General features: G+C 65.0%; 23 protein-coding genes. 15 read left to right on the top strand and 8 right to left on the bottom strand.

Going from position 1 to position 21,872, the window contains the following annotated elements:
• The 6 genes from THIDRDRAFT_RS12575 to THIDRDRAFT_RS12550 form a co-directional block, all read left to right on the top strand.
• On the top strand, positions 1–845 hold an 845-nt coding region (locus THIDRDRAFT_RS12575), incomplete at its 5' end, for an AAA family ATPase (protein ID WP_007041231.1).
• 17 nt (positions 846–862) lie between these two features.
• The gene (locus THIDRDRAFT_RS26755; protein WP_245535840.1) at positions 863–3,592 is read left to right on the top strand and encodes a formylglycine-generating enzyme family protein; all 2,730 of its coding nucleotides are present in this window, start codon (positions 863–865) and stop codon (positions 3,590–3,592) included.
• A gap of 49 nt (positions 3,593–3,641) precedes the next feature.
• Positions 3,642–4,106: an HRDC domain-containing protein gene (locus THIDRDRAFT_RS12565; protein ID WP_007041229.1), complete on the top strand. Its 465-nt coding sequence runs from the start codon at positions 3,642–3,644 to the stop codon at positions 4,104–4,106.
• Positions 4,099–5,103, top strand: coding sequence for an RNA-directed DNA polymerase (locus tag THIDRDRAFT_RS23845; RefSeq protein WP_007041228.1), 1,005 nt, complete (start codon positions 4,099–4,101; stop codon positions 5,101–5,103). Before THIDRDRAFT_RS12565 ends, THIDRDRAFT_RS23845 begins: the two co-directional genes overlap by 8 nt.
• Entirely contained in the window at positions 5,096–5,491 is a 396-nt protein-coding gene (locus THIDRDRAFT_RS26515; RefSeq protein WP_007041227.1) for an SUMF1/EgtB/PvdO family nonheme iron enzyme, read from the top strand. Before THIDRDRAFT_RS23845 ends, THIDRDRAFT_RS26515 begins: the two co-directional genes overlap by 8 nt.
• Positions 5,475–6,239: a formylglycine-generating enzyme family protein gene (locus THIDRDRAFT_RS12550; RefSeq protein ID WP_007041226.1), complete on the top strand. Its 765-nt coding sequence runs from the start codon at positions 5,475–5,477 to the stop codon at positions 6,237–6,239. The genes THIDRDRAFT_RS26515 and THIDRDRAFT_RS12550 overlap by 17 nt, the downstream gene beginning before the upstream one ends.
• Positions 6,240–6,498: 259 nt before the next feature.
• Here THIDRDRAFT_RS12550 and THIDRDRAFT_RS25610 read toward each other — a convergent pair whose 3' ends face one another.
• On the bottom strand, positions 6,499–6,996 hold the full coding sequence (locus tag THIDRDRAFT_RS25610; RefSeq protein ID WP_007041225.1) for an SLAC1 family transporter: 498 nt from the start codon (positions 6,994–6,996) through the stop codon (positions 6,499–6,501).
• Positions 6,997–7,180: 184 nt separating this feature from the next.
• Between THIDRDRAFT_RS25610 and THIDRDRAFT_RS12535 the strand changes: the two genes are divergently transcribed.
• The 3 genes from THIDRDRAFT_RS12535 (at position 7,181) to cynS (ending at position 10,127) form a co-directional block, all read left to right on the top strand.
• The gene (locus tag THIDRDRAFT_RS12535; protein ID WP_007041224.1) at positions 7,181–8,854 is read left to right on the top strand and encodes a sigma-54-dependent Fis family transcriptional regulator; all 1,674 of its coding nucleotides are present in this window, start codon (positions 7,181–7,183) and stop codon (positions 8,852–8,854) included.
• A 145-nt stretch (positions 8,855–8,999) separates the two neighbouring features.
• Positions 9,000–9,611, top strand: coding sequence for a hypothetical protein (locus tag THIDRDRAFT_RS12530; protein WP_007041222.1), 612 nt, complete (start codon positions 9,000–9,002; stop codon positions 9,609–9,611).
• A gap of 75 nt (positions 9,612–9,686) precedes the next feature.
• Positions 9,687–10,127 carry a cyanase gene (gene cynS, locus THIDRDRAFT_RS12525; protein WP_007041221.1) on the top strand — a complete coding sequence of 147 codons (441 nt, stop codon included), beginning with the start codon at positions 9,687–9,689 and terminating at the stop codon, positions 10,125–10,127.
• 111 nt (positions 10,128–10,238) lie between these two features.
• Here the strand turns inward: cynS and THIDRDRAFT_RS12520 are convergent, their stop codons facing one another.
• Together THIDRDRAFT_RS12520 and THIDRDRAFT_RS24600 are read right to left on the bottom strand one after the other, a co-directional pair.
• On the bottom strand, positions 10,239–11,045 hold the full coding sequence (locus THIDRDRAFT_RS12520) for an ion transporter (RefSeq protein ID WP_007041220.1): 807 nt from the start codon (positions 11,043–11,045) through the stop codon (positions 10,239–10,241).
• 78 nt (positions 11,046–11,123) lie between these two features.
• The gene (locus THIDRDRAFT_RS24600) at positions 11,124–11,288 is read right to left on the bottom strand and encodes a VWA domain-containing protein (RefSeq protein ID WP_281054765.1); all 165 of its coding nucleotides are present in this window, start codon (positions 11,286–11,288) and stop codon (positions 11,124–11,126) included.
• A 465-nt stretch (positions 11,289–11,753) separates the two neighbouring features.
• Between THIDRDRAFT_RS24600 and iscB the strand changes: the two genes are divergently transcribed.
• On the top strand, positions 11,754–13,100 hold the full coding sequence (gene iscB, locus THIDRDRAFT_RS12505; protein WP_007041219.1) for an RNA-guided endonuclease IscB: 1,347 nt from the start codon (positions 11,754–11,756) through the stop codon (positions 13,098–13,100).
• 64 nt (positions 13,101–13,164) lie between these two features.
• A complete protein-coding gene (hisC, locus tag THIDRDRAFT_RS12500; RefSeq protein ID WP_007041218.1) occupies positions 13,165–14,217 on the top strand; it encodes a histidinol-phosphate transaminase in 1,053 nt (350 codons plus the stop codon).
• On the opposite strand, the gene THIDRDRAFT_RS12495 is transcribed toward hisC, so the two are convergent.
• Together THIDRDRAFT_RS12495 and THIDRDRAFT_RS12490 are read right to left on the bottom strand one after the other, a co-directional pair.
• Positions 14,191–15,045 (bottom strand): damage-control phosphatase ARMT1 family protein, encoded by an 855-nt coding sequence (locus THIDRDRAFT_RS12495; RefSeq protein ID WP_007041217.1) that lies wholly within the window; start codon positions 15,043–15,045, stop codon positions 14,191–14,193. The two genes, hisC and THIDRDRAFT_RS12495, sit on opposite strands and share 27 nt — an antisense overlap.
• A complete protein-coding gene (locus THIDRDRAFT_RS12490; protein WP_007041216.1) occupies positions 15,042–15,854 on the bottom strand; it encodes a formylglycine-generating enzyme family protein in 813 nt (270 codons plus the stop codon). The genes THIDRDRAFT_RS12495 and THIDRDRAFT_RS12490 overlap by 4 nt, the downstream gene beginning before the upstream one ends.
• A gap of 230 nt (positions 15,855–16,084) precedes the next feature.
• Here THIDRDRAFT_RS12490 and msrP point away from each other — a divergent pair, with 230 nt between their 5' ends.
• Both msrP and THIDRDRAFT_RS12480 read left to right on the top strand, forming a co-directional pair.
• Positions 16,085–17,056: a protein-methionine-sulfoxide reductase catalytic subunit MsrP gene (gene msrP / locus THIDRDRAFT_RS12485; RefSeq protein WP_007041215.1), complete on the top strand. Its 972-nt coding sequence runs from the start codon at positions 16,085–16,087 to the stop codon at positions 17,054–17,056.
• Positions 17,057–17,147: 91 nt separating this feature from the next.
• Entirely contained in the window at positions 17,148–17,783 is a 636-nt protein-coding gene (locus THIDRDRAFT_RS12480; RefSeq protein WP_007041214.1) for a protein-methionine-sulfoxide reductase heme-binding subunit MsrQ, read from the top strand.
• Here the strand turns inward: THIDRDRAFT_RS12480 and THIDRDRAFT_RS12475 are convergent.
• Positions 17,758–18,945 carry a class I SAM-dependent methyltransferase gene (locus THIDRDRAFT_RS12475; RefSeq protein ID WP_007041213.1) on the bottom strand — a complete coding sequence of 396 codons (1,188 nt, stop codon included), beginning with the start codon at positions 18,943–18,945 and terminating at the stop codon, positions 17,758–17,760. The genes THIDRDRAFT_RS12480 and THIDRDRAFT_RS12475 overlap by 26 nt on opposite strands.
• 93 nt (positions 18,946–19,038) lie before the next feature.
• Here THIDRDRAFT_RS12475 and THIDRDRAFT_RS12470 point away from each other — a divergent pair, with 93 nt between their 5' ends.
• Complete coding sequence (locus tag THIDRDRAFT_RS12470; RefSeq protein ID WP_007041212.1) at positions 19,039–19,530, top strand: DUF2452 domain-containing protein; 492 nt, start codon at positions 19,039–19,041, stop codon at positions 19,528–19,530.
• Between the two features lie 33 nt (positions 19,531–19,563).
• Here the strand turns inward: THIDRDRAFT_RS12470 and folB are convergent, their stop codons facing one another.
• Positions 19,564–19,938 carry a dihydroneopterin aldolase gene (gene folB / locus THIDRDRAFT_RS12465; RefSeq protein ID WP_007041211.1) on the bottom strand — a complete coding sequence of 125 codons (375 nt, stop codon included), beginning with the start codon at positions 19,936–19,938 and terminating at the stop codon, positions 19,564–19,566.
• Between the two features lie 75 nt (positions 19,939–20,013).
• Between folB and plsY the strand changes: the two genes are divergently transcribed.
• Entirely contained in the window at positions 20,014–20,610 is a 597-nt protein-coding gene (gene plsY, locus THIDRDRAFT_RS12460; RefSeq protein WP_007041210.1) for a glycerol-3-phosphate 1-O-acyltransferase PlsY, read from the top strand.
• Between the two features lie 88 nt (positions 20,611–20,698).
• Here plsY and THIDRDRAFT_RS12455 read toward each other — a convergent pair whose 3' ends face one another.
• Complete coding sequence (locus tag THIDRDRAFT_RS12455) at positions 20,699–21,853, bottom strand: TMEM43 family protein (protein ID WP_007041209.1); 1,155 nt, start codon at positions 21,851–21,853, stop codon at positions 20,699–20,701.
• Positions 21,854–21,872 lie beyond the last annotated feature (19 nt).

Raw genomic sequence — 21,872 nt, 5'->3', positions numbered from 1 at the left:
TCGACGCGTCCTCGGCCCACGCCATCATCGCCGCCGTGGCAGCTGGCCGGCCGCTGCTGGTGCGCGGCGAGCCGGGCGTCGGCAAGAGTCAGCTCGCCCGCGTCGCCGCGTATCTGCTCGGGCGGCCCTTCCTGGCCTTCGTGGTGCAGCCGGACAGCGAATACCAGGAACTGCTGTGGGCCATGGACCACACCGCCCGGCTGGCCGACGCTCAGCTCGGCGAGCGGGACAGGGTACGTGAGGTGCGGAACTACGTCGGCCCAGGCGCACTCTGGTGGGCGCTGGACTGGGCAAGCGCGGAGGAACAGTCCGGCCGCTGCCGCCACAACTTCAATCCGCCGTCCGACATCGACCCTGCCTGGTCCAAGGCGAGCGGCAGCGTGCTGCTGATCGACGAGATCGACAAGGCCGACATCGCGCTCGCTAATGGTCTGCTGGAGGTGCTCGGCAACGGTCAGTTCGCGGTGCCGCCGCTGGGTCTGACCGTGAGTTCGACGACGCATCCGCCGCCGCTGGTGGTGCTCACCAGCAACGACACCCGCCAGTTGCCGCCGGCCTTGCTGCGACGCTGCGTGGTGTTGCGCATGCCGCTGCCGGAGGATCTGTTCGGCCACTTCGTCGACCGTGGCGAGACCCACTTCTCGGACCTGGATCCGCGCGTGCTGGCGACCGCCGCCGAGCAGATCCTGGCCGATCGCGCCGCCTGCGCCGCCACCGCGCGCACCGGCCTGGCCGAGTACCTGGACCTGCTGCGCGCGCTGCGCGAGGTCGCCGCCGATGCCGAGGGCCAGCTCGAGTGGCTGGAGCGGCTGGCGGTCTATTTCAAGAAGAGCCACGCCGGCTGACCCCGATGCCGCCCCGGATGCCGAGCGAACTGTCGCGCGCCGATCTGCTGCGGGTGCTGGCCAAAGCCCCGAGCGTGCCGCCGGCCCCGATCGCGCGTCTGCTCGGCTGGGACAGTCACGAGGTCAGCGAGACAGGTGCCGTCTCGGCGCCGTCGCCCTCGGCTGCCCCGGTGGGCACCAGTGCCCCGGTGCGCTATCTGGCGCGGCCGGCGCCGGTCTACTGGTACCTGGTCGGCTGCGAGCCGTTGACCGGTGAGACCGCGGCGGATCGGCAGGATGATCCGGCACGGGCCGGATCCGGATCCGAGGCCGTACCCGAGCCAGCTCCGCCACCGGATCCCCGCATCCCGCCGCTGCTGAATGCCGGTGAATGGCAGAACCTCTGGGACCGTTTGCCGTCCTCCCGACGGCCTGGCCGGGCCATCGACCTGCGCGCCAGTCTGCGCCGCCTGGCGCGTGCCGAACCCCTGCGCGATCTGCCGCGCCTGTCCAGACGGGGATTCAATCGCTCGGTGACCCTCGTCCTCGATCGTCCCGCCGCGCTGCGCCCGGTGTGGGACGACATGCGGCTCGCCAAGCGCACCCTCGCGGCCTTGCTCGGCGGCGACTTGCAGACCTTCCTTCTACCGGCCGGACCGGAGGGACCTTGGCTCGCATCGCCGGGCGAGGTGGCAGCGGTGGCAGAACGGCCATCGGCCGCGCTCGGCATCGACGCCAACCTCGACGCCATCCCAGAGTGCGCGCTGGTGGTCCTGATCGGCGCCTTCGGGGCGCTCGACAGCGCCGAAATCGACCCTGACTGGCAGCGCCTGCTCACCCGTCTAGGCGCCGCCGGCCATCCGCTGTTGTTGGTGCCGATGTGCCCGCTGCGCCAGACCGCGCTGCCGGCCGCCCCGCTGGACCCGGCGCAGGGTCGCACCGACCGCGATGCCGCCGATCCGCTCCGCGACACCCTGCTCGCGGCACTGTCGCAGACCTGGCTGCCGACCCCGGCGCGGCTGCGCCACCTGCGCCGCGCGATCCCCGGCGCGGACCTGCACACCGAGCTGCGTGCCTACAACGCTCCGGATGTGCTTCACGACGCCTTCCACCTCTGGCTGGACCCGGATCGGCTGGCGGTCTGGCTCCATGCGTTTGCCGGATTGCCCGGGCACGCGCCGGTGCGACGGGTCATCGAGGACTGGCGCCGTGGACTGGATGCCGGCGCCCAGGCCATTGAGCGCCTGCAGTCGAGCCTGCTCGACCCCGGTGTGCCGGAGGAGTATCGCGCACTGGTCGAGCAGGCCAGGGAGGTCGCCGCCGGGCTGGACGGGCCGAGCAGCATGGCGCGTGCCCAGCTCGCCAGCATGCTGCCGGTGCTCGACGAGATCCGGGATCCGCGCTGGCTGTTCGTCCAGCATGACGCGGACCAGTTGCGGCGTTTCGTCGGTCTCGGCACGGTCGCCGATGCCGGGCTGGCCGATGCCGAGGCGCCGACCCACGCCCTGGTCCAGCGCGGTGCTGATCTCCAATTGCAGCCAGGCAGCGACGGACTTCTGCCCATCGGCCCGCGCGCCTACAGCCTGGAGACCGGCCGGCTCGTCGATGGCGCGCCGCTGGCTGGCCAGCGCACCCTGACGATCATCGATCGCGGCCACCGCTGGCGCCTCGCGACCACCACGCGTCCACGCTGGGCCGAGCGTGTCTGGAGCGACGGCCGGAGCCTGTTCACCGCCCATGCCGACAACGCCATCTTGCGCTGGCAGCCCGCCGCGCCGGGCCGGCCCGTCGGCGCCTGGCAGGTGGAGCGGAATCCCTGGCCCTGGGCCGCCGAGATCGGCGCCGATGGCTTCGGCCTCTGGGCGCGGCTCGAGGTGAGTGGTGTGTCCTATCGGCTGCGCTGGATCTCGGCGGGCCGCTTCCTGATGGGCTCGCCGCCGAGCGAGCCGGAGCGCCGAGACAACGAGACTCAGCATGAAGTGACGCTGACCGACGGCTTCTGGCTCGGTGAGACTGCGGTACACCAGGCCCTGTGGCGTGCGGTGATGGGCAACAACCCAAGCCGCTTCAAGGGCGACGATCTGCCGGTGGAACAGGTCAGTTGGGACGACTGTCAGCGCTTCGTCGCCAAGCTGGCTAGCATGGTGACGGGCCTCGAGCCCGCGCTACCCACCGAGGCCCAATGGGAATACGCCTGCCGCGCCGGCACCCGCACCGCCTTCAGTTTTGGCGACGCGCTGGATACGGAACTGGCCAATTACGACGGCAACTTCCCCTACCACGACGGACCCAAGGGCGAGGGTCGTATGAGTACGCTGGCGGTGCAGACCTTCAGGTCCAACCCTTGGGGCCTGTACCAGATGCACGGCAATGTCTGGGAGTGGTGCGCGGATTGGTACGGAGACTATCCGGCCGGGCCGGTGTCGGATCCCACCGGACCGGCGGATGGCTCCTCCCGCGTGCTGCGCGGCGGTTCGTGGTTCCTCAACGGGCGCCACCTGCGCTCGGCGTGTCGCGCCCACTACGCGCCGGGCTACCGCCGCGACCTCAGCCTCGGCCTGCGTCTTGCCGGAGGTGTCGACCGGCAGGCAAGTCAGGCCGGCGCCGGCGCCATGAACGCCGACGGCCGAGAGCGGAGCGATCGGCCGGTCGGTGGTCAAGGCGCAGGCGGGGCCAGTGCTCCGGCGTCTCGGCATCCGGAGCAGCGCCCCAAAACCGGTCTGCTCCGCGACTGGCTGCGGCGTTTACGCAGTGGCGACAAGGGTTAGGCACCCTAAAATGACGCTTCAGGCTAGGGCAATTCAGAGCGAGCTATCCATGCGCTACCACTTCTTCACCGTCCGCTGCATCGATCCCGCAGCCGACAGCGAGCGGCTCAACGCCTTTCTGGCCGCTCACCCGGTCCTGTCGGTGGATCGGGAGCTGATCGCGGACGGTGCCAACAGCTATTTGTCCTTCTGCATCGCCCTGGTCGAGCCTGGCGCGCTACCGGGCACGATCTCGGGCAAGACGCCGAAGCGCGGCAGCGTCGACTACCGTGAGGTGCTGAGCCCGGAGGTCTTCGCCGTCTACGCCCGGCTCAGGACGTTGCGTAACCGTCTGGCCGAGGAACAGGGCACACCGCCCTTCGCCATCTTCACCAACGAGCAGATCGCGGCGATGGCGCAATTGCCCAGTCCGTCGCGGGAGGCGCTGGCCGGCATCGAAGGGGTCGGGGACAAGCGCCTGGCCCAGTACGCCGATGCCTTCCTGGCGGCGTTGCGCGAACCGGCCGATGGCTAGGATCAAGCCCCTTGCGCTGGCCGCGATTGGTGACTGGCACAACGTTGCCCAGGCCCTGCACCGCGCCGCTCGCGGCAAGCGCCAGACGCCCGAGGTGGTTTCCGCGCTGGCCCGGCCAGAGGCGACCATCGCCCGAGTCTGCATCGCACTGCGCGCCGGCCGCCTGCCGGTGGGCACCTTCAGCGCCTTCGTGATTCGCGACCCCAAGCGTCGTGTGATCCATGCCGCCGACTTTCTTGACCGCGTTGCGCATCATGCCCTGGTCCGCTTCATGGAGCCGGTCTTCGAGCGCGTGCTGCTGCCGAGCGTCTATGCCTGCCGGCCCGGCAAGGGGGCGCAGGCGGCGGTGCTCGCGGCGCAGCGTGACGCGCGCCGTTTCGGCTGGGTGATGCACCTGGACATCGCCCACTACTTCCCGGCCATCGATCACGAGATCCTGCGCGGGCAGCTCCGACGCCGCTTCCGCAGCGATGGGTTACGGCTGGTGGATGCCGTGATCGACGCGCACCAGGGGAATCAGGGTCTGGGCCTGCCGATCGGCGCACTGACTTCCCAGCACTTCGCCAATCACTACCTGAACGATGCCGACCGCTGGTGCCTGGCACAGCCCGGGATCGGTGCCCATGTCCGCTACATGGACGACTATCTGCTCTTCGCGGCCGAGAAGACGCCTTTGCTGGCGCTGCGCTCGGCCTTTGCGGCCTACCTGAGCGAGCGGCTTGCGCTGACCATCAAACCGCCTTTGATCCAGCGTTGCGAGCGCGGTTTCCTCTTCTGCGGGGTTCGGATTCACCCGCATTGGCTGCGTCCCAGCCAGCGTCGGCGGCTTCGCTATCGGGCCGCGCTGCACGTTTGGGAGCAGCGCTGGCGCGCCGGTGAGATCGATGCGCTGCATCTGCAACGCGCTTATGACGCGGTGCGCGCCATCCTGCTGCCGGCGGACGATCCCCCCTGGCGCCGACGCTGCTTGACCCGGTCCGAGGTGATCGATGTCTGACGCGACGCTTGTGACACTGCACCTGCGATCTGCCATGCTTGCTGCGGGCCGGACGCAAACCAGGCGGGGCCGCGTGCTGCGCGGCGGTTCGTGGAACAACAACGGGCGCAACCTGCGCTCGGCGTATCGCAACCACAACGCGCCGGACAACCGCAACGACAACATCGGCCTGCGTCTTGCCGGAGCCTTGCCGACTGCCGAAGGGTCGACAAACCAGCGTCCGGTCCGGTTTCGCCCGCACCGCGCGGGTGGACAAACCCAAGGCCCGCGGCGCGGCAGTAGACCGATGGTCGAGACCCTGCCGTTGGGCCGCTTCTTTTGCCCCTGGCTGTGGATGTCGCGTCGGCCTCATCATTCCATGCGAGCCGGCCATGCTCTTCGACCCTAGCCCCCCGCTGTTCCCGGCCGACTGGGCGATCGCCTGGGGCGAGGACGTCTATGGCCTCTGGCAGGCGTGTGAGATCGCCGGGGTGCGCCAGGTCATGCGCTGGTGTCCGCCAGGACGTTTCCTGATGGGTTCGCCGCCGGACGAGCCGGAGCGTGGGGACAACGAAGCCCAGCATGAGGTGGCCTTGACCTGCGGCTTCTGGCTGGCCGAGACCGCCTGCACCCAGGCGTTGTGGCAGGCGGTGATAGGGGACAATCCCGCTCGCTTCCGGGAGGATCCCGAGCATCCGGTGGAGCAGGTGTCCTGGGACCGCTGCCAGGATTTCCTGGCCCGCGTCAACCGGCTGCGCGACGACAGCCTGGTGCTGCGGTTGCCGACCGAGGCCGAGTGGGAATACGCCTGCCGCGCCGGGACGCGAACCGCGTTCAGCTTCGGCGATGCGCTGGACACGGAGCAGGCCAACTATGACGGCAACTATGAACGGACGCTACCGGTGCAGAGCTTCGCACCCAATCCCTGGGGCCTGTACCAGATGCACGGTAATGTCTGGGAGTGGTGCGCGGACTGGTTCGGAGACTATCCGGCCGGACCAGTGCTCGATCCTAATGGGCCGGCGGATGGCGCCTCCCGCGTGCTGCGCGGCGGTTCGTGGAGCGTCGGCGGGCGCCTCCTGCGCTCGGCGTATCGCCGCCGCAGCGCGCCGGACAGCCGCTTCGACTTCATCGGCCTGCGTCTTGCCGGAGGTTGACCCTCGGGCAGGTGGGCGGGGGCCAACGGCGCACCCCCGACGGCCCGGAGCAGAGCGACGGGCAAGGAGGGGGTGAGCCGTCGGCCCTGGGCGGGCGTTCGCTCTCACTCTCTCCAACAGAGAATTTGCCGATGTGGAACCTCCCGCAACGGTCGTGAAGTGCAAGCAATCGTTTCCATACGCGACGCGAGGCAGCATCTGCCTCTTATCGTGAGTGCGCCGACCCGCGCGGCCATCAGAACGGCGATCGTACCGCCTGTCAGTTGGCGGCCGCGATGCAAGGTGAGACGAATAGGCTGCCTTGCCAGCCGCCGTGCAGGGTGCGCGCGGCGACCACCGACCACATGAGCGCCAGCGCCGCGACCAGCACCGTGCCCAGGCTGGAGAAGAACGCCAGATCCAGCACCGCCCCTCCGCTGCGACCACGGGCAGCAGCCAGACCCACGGGGATGGTGCCGATCAGGCTATGGCTGAAGATCCGCCTGGCCTCCTGTCCGAACAGGGTCCAGCGCGTGGCGTAGAGCGTGCTGAAGAGGACGAAGAGCAGGATATCGAGCAGCCACAGTCCTTTGCCGATTGGGTGCAGACCGGAATCCAGGCCGGGCCACCTGAGGAGGTCATCAGTCTGGAGCGCGGATTGCGTCGGCCGGTCGAACTGGTGGTCGGACACAACTATGTGGCGACCGGCGAGGCGTTGCGTCGAGGCGAGCTGGATCTGGCATATCTCGGTCCGGTTGCCATGTGATTTTTCCCTCATCCTCATCCTTGGGTCAGCCCGTTACTTGCCTATCGTTATATGCGAGTATATATAGCGATGACGGATGCCGGGATCCTCAGTGCTCTGGAACCGGGGTCGGGCATCTGCTCCCACCTATCGCCGAGCCCGTTCCACGAGCAGACGAGCACTGCTCGGCGCATCTTCCGCGAGTTGACTATTCGGTATGACGATTCGACATCCACTGGCCTCCGTCGAGGATCGAGAGGCACGCCGGGCCTCCGAGATTTCCCCGACACGGCGCCAGGGTGATTCTCCTTCCCCCGTCGATTCCATCGACCTGGCGACGCCCCATGCCTGCGAGTGCGGTCTCGGCGAATGCCGTGCACAGTTGTTGCCGCTGCTCCATGAGATGAGCCGCACGGTCACCGAGGCCGGCGATCTGTCCTCGATCATTCGTATCCTGCTGCGTTTGATGAAACGGCACATGAAGCTGGTGTGCGGGGTGGTGAGCCTCTACGACCGCGACTCCGGTAAGATTTTCATCCACGAGAGTTTCGGACTGAGCGAGGACGAGGTTTCGCGCGGGGTCTATCTGCTCGGCGAAGGGATCACCGGACGGGTGGTCGAGACCGGCCGCGCGATGGTGATACCGCGCATTGCCGACGAGCCCGATTTCCTCAACCGCACCGGAAGTCATGGCGATATCGCCACGACCGATCTGTCTTTCCTCTGTGTCCCCATTCGGCGCGGACGTAAGATCATGGGCACCATCAGTGCCGAGCGCGTCTACGACAATCGTCGCTTGCTGGAGATGGACGGCCGCATCCTTACCATTCTGGCCGCCGCCGTGGCCCAGGCGGTCGAGCTCTATCTGATCGAAAACGTCCAGCGGGTCGCGCTCGAAGCGGAGAACCGCCGTTTGCGCGGTCAGCTCAAGGCCAAGTTCAAGCCCTCCAACATCATCGGCGGCTCCAAAGCGATGCAGGAGGTCTACGATCTGATCGAGAAGGTGAGCCGTTCCAAGACCACGGTACTGATCCTCGGCGAGAGTGGGGTCGGCAAGGAGCTGGTCGCGAGCGCCGTCCATTACCATGGACCCAATGCGTCCGGTCCATTCGTCAAATTCAATTGCGCCGCCCTGCCCGAAAGCGTGATCGAGAGCGAGCTGTTTGGTCACGAGAAGGGCGCGTTCACTGGCGCCACGGCGCAGCGCAAGGGCCGCTTCGAGGATGCCAGTGGCGGTACCATTTTCATCGACGAGATCGGTGAGCTGTCCCCTTCGATGCAGGCCAAGCTGCTGCGCGTGCTGCAGGAGCGCGCCTTCGAGCGGGTGGGAGGGAATACGCCGATCCAGGTCGACATCCGCATTCTAGCCGCCACCAATCGCGACCTGGCCGCGATGGTGGAGCAGGGCACCTTCCGCGAGGATCTCTATTACCGGCTGAACGTCTTCCCCATCACCATTCCGCCGTTGCGCGACCGAGGGAACGACATCATCGCCTTGGCCGATCATTTCGTGACCCGATTTTCACGGGAGATGGGCATCGAGGTCACGCGCATCTCGACCTCGGCCATCAACATGCTGCGCTGCTACGATTGGCCGGGAAACGTGCGCGAGTTGGAGAACGTGATCGAGCGTGCCATCCTCCTCGCGGAGGACGGCGTCATTCATGCCTACAATCTGCCGCCTTCCTTGCAGACCCCGGTCGTCTCGGAGACCTCGGCCATCGGCTCGTTGGAGGCCAAGCTCAACGCCGTCGAGTACGAGATGATCGTCGACGTGCTCAAGGCGTCTCGTGGCAATACCACTGAGGCCGCCAACCGGCTCGGGCTCACGCGCCGGGTGCTGGGGTTGCGCATGAACAAGTACGGTCTGGAGCGCAAGACTTTTCGCTGATCGATATGAATTCAGAATTCTCGGAGGGCATAATGTTGCCGTCCGACGCCCAACAGATCCATTCCGTTCTCGAGACCCGTGTGGTCGAGCACGACTGCCAGGTGGCATTCCAGCCCTTTCGACATCAACATTCTGGCTCTCATCAATGAACTACACCGAGATCCTGGAGGCACTGAACCAAGCCAGCCTGTTCGAGCTCTATCGGCTCGACGCTGCTATTCGCAACCAACTCGACGCCCCGGAGCGCATCCGTGCGGTAAAGCGGGCGCTGCGTGTCGGCCAGACGGTGAGCTGGTTCAACGCGGAGGAGAACCGTCTGATCGATGCACGTCTGGTGAAGATCAACCGCACCCGCGCGTCGATACAGAACCTCGAGGACGGCAAATACTGGACCATCCCCTTCTATCTCATCAATCTCGACGGACAGGACGTTGAGATTGCCGCAGAGAAGCGTCGTCCTCTGGATCGCAACACGCTGAAGGTCGGCGATCGCGTGGCCTTCAAGGACCGCTCCGGATGCGAGCAATTCGGTCAGGTGATCAAGCTCAATCCCAAGTCCGCTGCGATCCAGGTCGGCACGACCCGTTGGCGCGTCGCCTATAGCCTGATTACGCCGGTGATCGATGGCGAACTCGGCAGCGACGACCTAGCGTTGCCGGGGACCTGGACCCAGATCACCGCAGATGTCGAGGATATGGTGTCCGAGGAGGACGAGCGTGATCGCAGCAGCGTAGCATCGAACAGCCGCGATGACTGACCAACGACGAGACTTCGACTGTGCGAGGGATACCTGTCCTCGCACCCTTTCAAACCGAGAGCACGGAGATAGGTGATGACGGCGAACGAGACGACCGACCTCTTGTTGGCGGCGAAGCGGAAGAAAGGCCTGAGCTTCGCGGATCTGGAGACCCTTCTGGGTCGTGACGAAGTCTGGATCGCCGCGTTGTTCTACGGTCAGGCGAGTGCGTCCGAGGATGAGGCCAAGACGCTGGCCAAGGCCCTGGACTTGAACGACGCGCTGACCCAGGCGCTCACCGAGTATCCGCTCAAGGGGCTGGGGCCGGTCGTCCCGACCGATCCGCTGATCTACCGCTTCTACGAGATCATGCAGGTCTACGGGATGCCGCTGAAGGCGATCATCCACGAGAAGTTCGGCGACGGCATCATGAGCGCCATCGACTTCACGCTGGATGTCGACAAGGTCGAGGATCCCAAGGGCGATCGCGTCAAGGTCACCATGTCGGGCAAATTCTTACCCTACAAGAAGTGGTAGGCCAGCGATGATCGTCCTCGCTCCGAGCGCGTCGCCCAAACCGGCCGCTCGGGGTGACGGCATCGACCTCGACAGCGCTTCGAGCGAAGCGCAACGCCATCACGCTCTTTTCTACTCTGTTGTACGCGACTGCTCGGCGGGCGGATGCATAGGATCGTCCGTCCCAGCGGTGTTGTGTCGGCAGCGCTCCTGAAACGCCTCACTGAAGGCGCTTGCGAGAATGCCCGTCGGCATGGCGATCAAGCCGATTCCAATGATCGCCGTTAGAGCGCCAAACAACCGTCCGGCAGCCGTCACCGGATACACGTCGCCATAGCCCACCGTGGTGAGTGTGGCCACCGACCACCACATTGCGCGTGGAATGCTACCGAATGCCTCGGGCTGAATGCCGCCTTCGATCAAATAGAGAAACGCCGACGAGACCAGCAGAAGGGTCGCGGAGAAGGCCAGGCTGAGCCACAGCTCGTACGCACGTCGCCCAACGGCCTGTGTGACCGAATGGAACGCCAATGAAAAGCGGCCCAGTTTCGCGAGTCGCAGAATGCGCGCGAGTCTGGCCAGTCGCAACAAGAATCCTTGGTTGCCGATGGGGCTGAAGAGGATGAGCAGCACCGCGAGCAGATCGATCAGTGCCGACGGCGTCAGGACGAAGGCAAGGCGCGATCGATAGGCCGGATTCTCCGTGCATACCCACACGCGCAATCCGTATTCGATGGCGAGCAAGCCCGTGAGCACGAGATCGACGATCAAGAACAGGTCCTCACGGCCGGCGTAGATCGTGATCTCGGTGCGCAGGATCGTCATCAGCAATGATGCGAGGATCAGGGCGCAGATGAACCGGTTCGTTCGGGAGAGGCCGGTCTTGTCCCGCAGCATCGGATCCAGTTCTTTGGCGAGCCGACGGCGAAGCTCGGGCAAGCGTGTGCTCCGTCGAGGCCGATTCATGGCCGAGGCGTGCTGCGATGGGTTGGCAAAGATGCGCTCACACCATCCGGGTCAGCGGATGATGCCTTTGGCTCGCGCGTCCCGCAGCCAGTCGGGAAACTCCTGAAGCATCCGGTCATAGAGCTGCTCCTCGGTCAGGCTGTGGAGATCATCAATGGCGAAGAATCCACAATTATCGACGGTCCGTCCATCCAGGGTATCGAGATGCTCTAAGATTTCGCATGCTTGCGCCAGTACTTGGTCTCGAACGTTGCCGGCCCGAGCTTACCCCGCCTTCGGGCGACAAAACCAAGGAAACTTTGCCGCCCATCCTGTGCGATGATTTCGCCTTCATGCCCGGAGCGTGCCGCAGCATGTCGCGGCGGTCTTGAGCGTCCGGGCTTTCTGCCGAGAAGTGCCTGTCCAGTCAACTACCCCGCCCTGAAGGGCGGAGCGTGTGAAGAGCCAGGTTGACCAGGGAAAGCGGTACCCAACCCGCTCCGTTTACAACACGTCGTTAAGACCCACCGGCGAATGCTTCCTCAGTTCGCCGCTCTGGAAGGTCGGGATCATGCTGGCGAAAGGCAAAGCGCCGAAGGTTCTGATCGCTGCTGCGAGGCAGGAGCGGGTTGTAGACATTCCCGAGGGGAGCGAGCCGCAAGGCTCCGTCACCAGGCCCGTAAGGGCTTTTTGGAGGTTTTGATGGCCGTGTTTGTGCTGGACAAGAAAAAACGCCCGCTGATGCCCTGCTCGGAGAAGCGCGCGCGGTTGCTGCTGAAGCGTGAGCGTGCCGTGGTGGTGCGCCTGGCGCCGTTCACCATCCGCCTCAAGGATCGCGTCGGCGGGGCGACCCAACCGCTGCGGATCAAGCTCGATCCCGGCAGCAAGACCACCGGGCTCGCCCTGGTGCGCGAGGAGGAGATCGTCGATCCTGAGACGGGCGAGGTCACGCGTACGGCGCACGTCGTCTGGCTCGGCGAACTGACCCATCGCGGACACCAGATTCGCGAGGCATTGACGGCGCGAAGCGCCATGCGTCGGCGTCGTCGCACCGCCAACCTGCGTCATCGCGCCCCGCGCTTCGACAACCGCACCAAGCCGTGCGGTTGGCTCGCGCCGAGTCTGCGTCATCGCGTCGAGACGACCGTCACCTGGGTCGAGCGCCTCCGCCGCCTGGCTCCGATCACCGCGATCAGTCAGGAGCGGGTGCGCTTCGATATGCAGGCGATGCAGAACCCCGAGATTTCCGGTTTGGAATACCAACAGGGAACGCTGGCCGGGTACGAGGTCCGGGAGTACCTGCTCGAAAAATGGCGCCGCACCTGCGCCTACTGCGGCGCGAAGGACATTCCACTGCAGATCGAACATATCCAGCCCAAGTCAATGGGCGGCTCAAACCGGATCAGTAACTTGACGCTGGCCTGCGCGCCCTGCAACCAAAAGAAAGGCAATCGCCCGGTCACGGTCTTTCTCGCTAACAAGCCGGACCGACTCAAGCGCATTCAGGCGCACGTCAGTGCACCGCTGCGCGATGCGGCCGCCGTCAACGCGACCCGCTGGGCACTGTTCGAGTCGCTCAAGGCCACGGGACTCCCGGTCGAGACCGGCTCGGGCGGATGCACCAAGTTCAACCGCATGCGCCTGGGCGTGCCCAAGACCCACGCGCTCGATGCCGCCTGCGTCGGTCAGGTCGATGCTCTGCATGGCTGGCAGTGCCCAACGCTGGCGATCAAGGCCACCGGGCGCGGCAGTTACCAACGCACCCGCCTGGATCGCTTCGGCTTTCCGCGTGGTGTCCTGATGCGTCAGAAGCGCGTCCACGGTTTCCAGACCGGCGACCGCGTGATCGCCTGCGTGCCGACCGGCAAGAAGGCTGGAACCTATGTTGGGCGCGTGGCCATTCGCGCCACCGGCAGCTTCAACATCCAAACCGCTGGCGCTGTCGTGCAAGGCCTCTCTTACCGTTATTGCCGAACGCTGCAACGCGCCGATGGCTATGGCTATTCATTCAACCCAACACCAAAGGAGGAAGCGAGACAGGCGGCCTAACCGTGCTGCGCACGGTGCGCTATCCCTCCCCGCCCTGAACGGCGGGGTTTCTCGCGCAAGACGGATGAATCCCTTACGTAACAACATCGCCGAGATGAACGGCTATGTCCCCGGTTTCCAGCCAGCCGATGAGTCGGCCTGGATCAAGCTCAACACCAACGAAAATCCTTATCCGCCGTCACCCAAGGTCGCCGAGGCGATTCGGGCCGAGGTCGGCGCAGACGGTGGCAGTCTGCGCAAGTACCCGGATGCCGCCAGCCGGGAGATGCGGGCAGCGGCGGCCGAGCTGTTCGGCGTGAGCCCGGACTGGGTGATCAGCGCCAATGGTTCGGACGAGCTGCTGAACAATCTCATCCGGGCCTTCGCGGGGGAGGGCGAGGAGATCGGCTATGTCCATCCCTCCTATTCCTACTACTCGACCCTGGCCGAGATCCAGGGCGCGCGGGTGCGCACCTTCGGTCTGACCGAGGACTTCGAGCTGGCCGACTTCCCCGAGCGCTACGAGGGCAAGCTCTTCTTCCTCACCAGCCCGAACGCGCCGCTCGGCTTCGCCTTTTCCAGGGAATGGATCGCCGCGTTCGCCAAGCGCTGTGCGGGGATGCTGGTGGTCGACGAGGCCTATGCCGATTTCGCCGACGGGGATGTCCTGGATCTGGTGCGCGAGCACGAGAACCTGATCGTGACCCGGACCTTCTCGAAGAGCTATGCACTGGCCGGGATGCGGCTGGGACTCGCCGTCGCGCGGCCTTGGGTGATCGCCGCGCTGGACAAGATCCGCGATCACTATCACCTGGACCGCCTGGCACTGGTCGCCGCAACCGCCGCGTTACGGGATCAGGACTATCTGCGCCAGACGCTGGCGCGTATCCGCGCCACTCGCGAGCGGTTCACGGCCGAGCTGCGTGCCATCGGCTACAGGGTCATCGATTCCCAGGGTAACTTCGTGTTTGCGTCGCCGCCGGACCGCGACGGCGGGCGGGTCTATCAGGCGCTGTTCGAGCGTAAGATCCTGGTGCGTCATTTCAGCGATCCGCTGCTCGCGCACGGATTACGCATCAGCATCGGCAGCGAGTCGGATATGGAGACGACCTTAGCGGCGATGCGCGAGATTGGGTAGCAGCACGATATCCCCGGTGTGCATTCCCATGTCGCTCGCGATCACGCTGCATTTGGCCTGTAGCAGGAAGAAGATGGGCGCGGGCGATTCGCTGAGCGTTTCGTAGTTGGCCTGGCCCTTGGCGATGATGAGTCTCGCGCGCTCGAAGCGTGCGCGGAAGGCGTCGGAGCAGCGCTCGAGCAGGGTTCCGGGTGCCTCGGAGCCGTTGTCGATGAGCTCGGCGACCTGATCCAGGCCGGCGGCGATGGCGTCTTCGCGTGTGGCATCGTTGATGATCGGCGCGCCCTTGACGACATAGGTCACCGGTTTGGCGAGGTGTTCGATCAGGACGCGGTCGAAGACGGTTTCGCCTGCGTTGTCACCCAGATAGAGGATGGTGTCGGCTGTGGTCAGCGCCGCGCGCAGCTCGGCGAGTCCGCCGATGCCGAATGGTTGCGTGAGCACGCGCTCCAGGGTCGACTCCAGTTCGAAGGACTCGGCGACGCCCTGGTCGATGATATTGCCGGCGATGGCAATACGCACGGCGGTCTCCAGCGGATCGGCAGAGGCGCGGACCAGATCGCGCAGGTGCGGTAGCAGATCCAGCGCCTGCCGGGTCGCGTCCTGCTTGGCGGCGCGGTAGGGGTCGGGGTTCCCGGTCTCCTCGCGAGCCAGTCGATGGATGGTCTCGGCCATCTCGGGCGGTGTCGCGGTTGCTGGCAGCGATCGCAGGTGATCCATGGTCTGGATCAGGATGCGGTGCTGCTGCTCTGGCGAGGCGTCGGCGCGTCGAGCGGCGCTGAGGGCCTGTCGGAGAAAACAGGCGTAGCAGTCGAGGTAGGTCTTCATCGTTTGGCTTCGACGGATCGGGCCAGGCGTAGCCCGAAGCCATAGTGGCGCACGTTGGGGGCATAGCGGAAGCGGAGTGCCGAGCGGGCACCTTCGGGATAGAGGAACCAGGCTCCGCCGCGCGCCATACGCAAGGGCGTGCCATTGGCCATGCGCTGGCAGTCCTGGCTCCAGACGCTGCCGTCGGTCGGTGCGCCGACATAGTTCGGATGGACGCAATCGGCGACCCATTCCCAGACGTTGCCGTGCACGTCGTAGAGTCCCCAGGGGTTGACCGGTTTCTGGGCGACGGGGTGGGGGTGCTCGTGCGATGAGTCGAGATACCAGAAATAGTGCCCGAGATCCTGATCGTTATCGCCGAACCAGTAGTCGGTTTGGCTTCCGGCTCGCGTGGCATATTCCCATTCGGCCTCGCTCGGCAGGCGATAGCCGCCTCCGAGTTCCGGGCGCTTATTGAGCGCGTCCACGAACGCCTGTGCGTCTTCCCAGGACACCTGCTCGACCGGGTTGTCTGGATGTTTGAAATAGGCGGGATTCTCGCCCATGACGGCCGTCCACTGACGCTGCGTGACCTCGGTCTCCCCGAGATAGAAGGGCTCGGCGAAGGTGACCCGATGGGCAGGAAGCTCGGTCTCGTCGCAGCGATAGCGGGTCGTATCGCAGCCCATCTGGAAATCGCCAGCTGGAATCAGTCGGAAGCGGATTCCGAGCGCGTCGGTGTAGGTCTCGGGCGGTTCGGCGCAGACCGCGTTGGAGATGATTGAACCGGCGAGCAGCGCGCCGAGAGCAAAGGCGTGGTTCATGAGCATGCGTCGGAGGTCGTCGTTGAATGGCGGCCCAGTATCGGTGCTTTTCCGACCGCGATACGCTGAGATTTCGCAATGCGGGATGATGACGGCAGCAGGCTGCGTTCGTTCGCATCCGCGCTCAGGCTGGGTAATCACGTATCTTTCGGAGGGAAAGCGACGGGTTAGAACTTGGGTGTCTCGATCGCATCTATACGGGTTATGCGTCCACGCGCACCATCCGGAGACCGCTCATGCTGATCAAGAGACCCTCGGACATCGCTTCGTCCGAGATCACGCCGCCCGAGATCTATCGCCGCCGACGCGAGTTCATCAAGGCCGCTGCTGCGGGCATCGGGTTGGCCGGAGCCGGACCGCTGCTCCTCGGGGGAGGCTCGGTGCTGGCCGAGACCTCCGGTGGAACAGCGATTCCAAACGTTCGGCCCAGCCCGTTCAGCACCGACGAACAGCGGACCAGTCTGGACGACGTCACCCATTACAACAATTTCTACGAGTTCGGGACCGAGAAGAGCGATCCTGCCGCCAACGCCGGAACGCTCAAGACACGTCCCTGGACCCTGGTCGTGGACGGCGCGTGCGAGGCACCCGGCGAGATCGGGATCGAGGACCTGCTGTCCGGCTTCACCCAGGAGGAGCGCGTCTATCGGCTGCGCTGCGTCGAAGCCTGGGCCATGGTGGTGCCCTGGGTCGGGTTCCCGCTCGGCGATCTGCTTAGGCGATTCAAGCCGACCTCCAAGGCCCGCTATGTCGCCTTCGAGACGCTGCTGGATCCAGAACAGATGCCCGGACAGCGCCGCTCGGTGCTCGACTGGCCCTACCGCGAGGGGCTGCGGATGGACGAGGCCATGCATCCCCTGACCATCCTCGCCACTGGTCTCTACGGCGAACTGCTGCCGAATCAGAATGGTGCGCCGCTGCGTCTGGTCGTGCCCTGGAAGTACGGTTTCAAGAGCATCAAGTCGATCGTGCGGATCCGCTTCACCGAACGCGAGCCTCAGGCGACCTGGAACATGATGCAGCCCGACGAATACGGCTTCTATGCCAACGTCAATCCGGCTGTGGACCATCCGCGCTGGAGCCAGAAGAAACACCGTGTCATCGGCGAGGGTCTGTTCGCCCGCAAGCACGAGACGCTGCCTTTCAACGGCTATGGCGATCAGGTGGCGAGTCTCTACAGCGGGATGGATCTGAGGCGGTATTTTTGAGGCGTGAATTGAACCGCAAAGGACGCGAAGAAGCGTGTTGGGACGGTCTTGGTTCCGCTTCCGACTCGAAATGGTATCAGAGGGACAGTCGATGGCTAGAAGTCGAGCCGAACGGGTCTTGCCGTTGGCCAAGGTCGTTCTCTTCGCGGCCTGTCTCGCGCCGTGCGGGTTGCTGGTCTGGGACGCGGTCTCGGGGTCGCTGGGACCGAATCCGGTCGAGGCGTTGCTGCATGGAACGGGCGATTGGGCGCTACGTCTGCTGCTGGTCACGCTGGCCATGACGCCGTTGCGACGGCTGACGGGGCAGGTCTGGCCGATCCGGTTGCGGCGCATGCTGGGTCTCTTCGCCTTCTTCTATGTCGCGCTGCATCTGACGGTCTATCTGTGGCTCGATCGTGAGCTAGCCTGGTCGACGATCGTCGATGACGTCATCAAACGACCCTATATCAGTGTCGGATTCGTCGCCTTCCTGATGCTGATTCCGCTGGCGCTGACCTCGACACGCGGTTGGATGCGCCGACTCGGTCGGCGCTGGACTCAATTGCATCGCGCGGTCTACGTCATCGCCGTGCTCGGGGTGGTGCACTATCTGTGGCTGGTGAAGGCGGATCTGCGCGAGCCGCTCATCTATGCCTCGGTGCTGACGATCCTGCTCGCCTTTCGCGTGCCGTGGGATCGACTTGGGGCGATGCTCCGCGGGGTCAGAGTCGGTCGCTCAGGTCCCTAACCGAGAATCCGCGCCAGGACTCGGTCATCCCCTTGTCGAGCCCCATCACCTTGAAGCGCTCGCCCATCTCGGTGGGCAGGAGCAACTGCTTGGCGGCCAGCGTCTGCTCCAGTGCGTCGGGCGATTCGCTCAGGAGCTGGTCGATCCCGCATCCGATCAGGAAATGGGCCTGGGTGGTGAAGCCGGCCTGCTCGAACCCCGCGCCCAGACCCGCCTCGGCGACGGCGGTGAAATCGACGTGGGCGGTGATGTCCTGCAAACCGATGTACCGATAGGGATCCTCGTGGGCCTGGTGACGGTAATGGCACATGAGGGTGCCCATGGAGCGGTCCGGCTGATAGTAGGCGGAGCGGCTGTAGCCATAGTCGATCAACAGGGCCAGTCCGCGCTCCAGGACGTCCGACAGGGCCGACAGCCAGGGCGCGAGACGCAGATTGATCTCGGAGGCGTAGCCTGGTGTCAGAGCGAATCCGTCGGCCTGGAGCGCCGCGATGCGCTCTGCCAGTCCGGGCGAGCGGATCGGTGCATCGACATCGGTGAGGGCGCCCTCGCGCTCGCCGACGCAGACCTCCAGCGGTTCGCCTGCGTCGTCCAGACGAAAGCGGTGCACCGGCATGGCGTCCAGCACCTCGTTGGCGATGACGATCCCCTGGATGCGCTCTGGGAGCCCATCCAGCCATTCGCAGCGATCGATCAGATGAGGCAGGCGTTGCTGGATGCGGTCGTGCTGGCGCCGACGCAGCTCCGGGCTCGGCTCTAGGATGCGGTAGCGCTTGGGCAGTGCGTCGATCTCGGCGAGCCGGCCCAGGATCTGAATCGCGAGCGCGCCGCTGCCGGCGCCGAATTCCAGGATCTCGGCCTCAGGTATCCGCTCCAGTACCTCGGCGCACTGGTTGGCGATACTGCGGCCGAACAGTGGGGAGAGTTCGGGGGCCGTGGTGAAGTCGCCATCTGGTCCGAATTTCTCCGCTCCGGCCACGTAGTAGCCCAGGCCGGGTGCATAGAGTGCGAGCTCCATGAAGCGGTCGAATGGCAGCAATCCGGCAGACTCGGCGATCTCGGCGCGGATGCGATCCTGGAGCCGGGCGTTGATCTCTGCCGCGAAGGTGTCGGTGTCGTTCGGTTCGTCGGGCGGTTGGCGGCGCGTGTCGTGCTGGGTCATGGGGTTCTCAAGGCGTCATACTGGGTTGGAAGGCGATCGTGCCAGATTGGATAGAATGAGGTGAACGGTGAATTCAAGCACGAGCGAACGACGATGAGCGATCAAGACAAGGACATTCTCCACCGGGGCGACGCCCATTCATCGCCCTATCCAGTGAGTCGACTGGCTCCATCATTCGATACCGGCGCGTTGTCCGCAGAGGTCGCCAAGGCCGAGTCCATGCTGAGCGCACGGACCGGGGCCAAGCTGCGGGTCATCGCCGATCAGATCGCACTGTTGCAGCAAGAGGCGCGTAAGGTCTTGGACGAGGCACGCGACGAGCAGGCGTTGAACCATGCCGCCTGCGCGTTCAAACGTATCCCGGGCAAGACCTATCATCTCTATCGCCGCGCCAATGGCCAGACCTTCTTCTCGATGCTGTCGCCGCAGGAGTGGGGCGGGACCCCGCCGTATCCCTTCCTCGGGTCCTACCGGCTTGAGACGGATTATTCCTGGACGCCGGCCGAGCGTGCCTCGCAGACGGATGACACGGGGGAGTTGGTCGCTCAGCTTCTGCGTATCGGCGGTCTGGACTCGGGTGAATAGGTGAGCCGGTCGTGACGGCTTGCTGGATCGAACTTAGAGGCTCGCCGTTCCTGTCGGACGGTCTCCGCGTTCGATCAGGATGCCGACATCCACCCCTTCGCCGACGGCCCCCGGCTTGTTGAGTCGTAGGCGCACCCAGGGGATGCCGAATTCCTCGCGCAGAATCGTGGCGCAGCGCTCGGCGAGGGTCTCGACCAGTTCCGAGCGATTTTCGCTGACCTCGCGTTTCAGACGTTGGGTGACGGCATCGTAGTCGAGCGCGTCCTCAATCCGGTCCGAAGCGGCGGCGCGCGCGATGTCGCTCGCCATCTCCAGGTCCAGGACGATGGGGCGCCGCGTGCGCTTCTCCCAGTCGTGGATGCCGATGGTGGTCTCGATGGTGAGGCCGTGGATGAAGACGATGTCCATCGTCGTGCTCCGGGTGTGATGGTATGGAACGCACTATCTTGACCTGAGGCGGCTTCGCGGGTCCAATGGCGCACCATGATTACCGCGACTCTACTCACCATTGCTGCCTATTTGCTGGGGTCCGTGTCCAGCGCCATCATCGTCTGCCGCGTGATGGGGCTGCCCGATCCTCGCACTCAGGGCTCCAACAACCCAGGCGCGACCAACGTGTTGCGCATCGGCGGCAAGAAACCGGCCGCCATCACCCTGGTTGGCGACAGCCTCAAGGGTCTGATTCCTATGCTGGTCGCCCATCTTCTGGGCCTCGGTCCGGCGGCCCTGGCCAGTGTCGGCCTTGCGGCCTTCGTTGGGCATCTGTATCCGGTCTTCTTCGGTTTTCGTGGCGGCAAGGGCGTTGCGACGGCGCTCGGGGTTCAGTTCGGTCTCTACTGGCCGATCGGTCTCTGCGTCGCGGCGGTCTGGTTGTTCGTCGCTAAGGTGCTCAAGATCTCATCGCTCTCGGGCCTCATTTCCATGGCCCTCGCGCCACTCTTCGTCTGGCTGTTCTGGTCGGACAAGCCTCTGATCGGGATGCAGCTCATCATCACCGGGCTGCTGATCTGGCGTCATCGCAGCAACATCCGCAACCTGCTGGCCGGGACTGAAACCCGTCTGACCGAAAGCTCCGACTAGAGCGGAACGCTCAGGTGTCCCTCCGCTCGTCAGGACCGGAGCGGGGGACTCAAAACATCGCCGCACTGCATGACTATAGCGGCATACCCTAAAGTGGCTTTTGCGTGGCCGTCGGCGCTGGGTTCGACCGTCTCACCTTGAAGACGCCTACCGTCACGAGAACCAGGGTCGCCGCGATCAGTCCTCCCGCCAAGAGCGGGCGATAGAAGATCCAAGCGGCGGCGATGGTCAGAAACCCGAGCGAGAAGGCGATTAGTCCGGCGATCAGGCTGGTTCCGGCGCCAACGATACGTCCGATGAACGGAACGATATCCACCAGAACGCGGAGTGGATTGAGGATGAGTTTGAGCCCAATCCACATCACCAGGATGCCGGCGAATCTCAGGCCCCAGGTGAGCGCGGCGTTGGCATCCAGTGCCTTGGCGAACATGGTGTCCGCATCCACCCGTCCGAGATCCAGTAGCGCGATGGTGCCTTTCGGCATGCGCGCGACCTCGATGCCATCCTCGACCTGCTTGCCGATCACGCTGACGGTTGTGGGTTCGACTACCTCGAATCCGACCCGGACGTCACCGATCTGGGGGCTCTGGGGCGTACCTCGGTAATAGCCGTTCCCGTAGGGCTCGAACCCCGTGGGCAGGTCGGATGCGTCGGTCGGGCGGTAGGTGCTGTAAGGGCCGATTTGCGCGACGAAGGACGGACCCAGTCGGAAATCTCCGAGCCTGACATTGGATGCCTGGTAGCTCTCCGAATTGAAGGGCATCTGTGCTGGGTTTTGGTGGCCGGCGGCGTATTGGAAGTGCCCCGAATCGATCCAGTGGTCAGACCAGCCCATGTCATATCGGTAGGTGGTCTCGGTCGTCTCGCTGCCGCCGGATCCGCGACTGGTGGAGCTGTGTTTCTCCTCTTTCCACTGATACATCTCGACCCTGCGCTGCAACCGGAGCGCATTGACGGAGACGCCGAAGGTTGGATCCCTGAGCATCTCATCGGTCGTCGCCAGTCCGCCGGTATGGACCAACTGCCCGTCGTTGGCTGGATCCCGGTGATCGGCGTCGATGGACACTACGGCGCGTTGCCCGGCCTCCAGCGTATGGGTGCGATCGATCGCCCGTCCCTCGTTCCACCACAGCAGCGGAACGGATGCGACGACCAGGATGATGCCGAACAGAATGCCCTTGAATGCGCCTCCCAGGCGTCCGAACCAGGAGGTCGTTGTCGTTTGTGTGTAGACGTCGCTCATCGTGTTGTCCTTGATTGAA

Source organism: Thiorhodococcus drewsii AZ1 (assembly GCF_000224065.1).
Taxonomy (GTDB): domain Bacteria; phylum Pseudomonadota; class Gammaproteobacteria; order Chromatiales; family Chromatiaceae; genus Imhoffiella; species Imhoffiella drewsii.
Note: the sequence above shows the minus strand (reverse complement) of the source record. Positions and strands in the feature narration are given on the sequence as shown.